A 255-nucleotide genomic window follows, 5' to 3' on the forward strand; every position below is an offset into this window, starting at 1 on the left:
TTCACGACGGACGTTAGCACCCGCCGTGTGTCTCCCGTGATAACATTCTCCGGTATTCGCAGTTTGCATCGGGTTGGTAAGCCGGGATGGCCCCCTAGCCGAAACAGTGCTCTACCCCCGGAGATGAATTCACGAGGCGCTACCTAAATAGCTTTCGGGGAGAACCAGCTATCTCCCGGTTTGATTGGCCTTTCACCCCCAGCCACAAGTCATCCGCTAATTTTTCAACATTAGTCGGTTCGGTCCTCCAGTTAG

1 rRNA gene is annotated in these 255 nt (G+C 54.1%); it reads right to left on the bottom strand.

Going from position 1 to position 255, the window contains the following annotated elements:
* Positions 1–255 (bottom strand): 23S ribosomal RNA (locus N5923_RS00050); the annotation flags it as partial.

This window comes from Winslowiella arboricola (genome assembly GCF_025527015.1).
GTDB classification, from domain to species: Bacteria; Pseudomonadota; Gammaproteobacteria; order Enterobacterales; family Enterobacteriaceae; genus Erwinia; species Erwinia arboricola.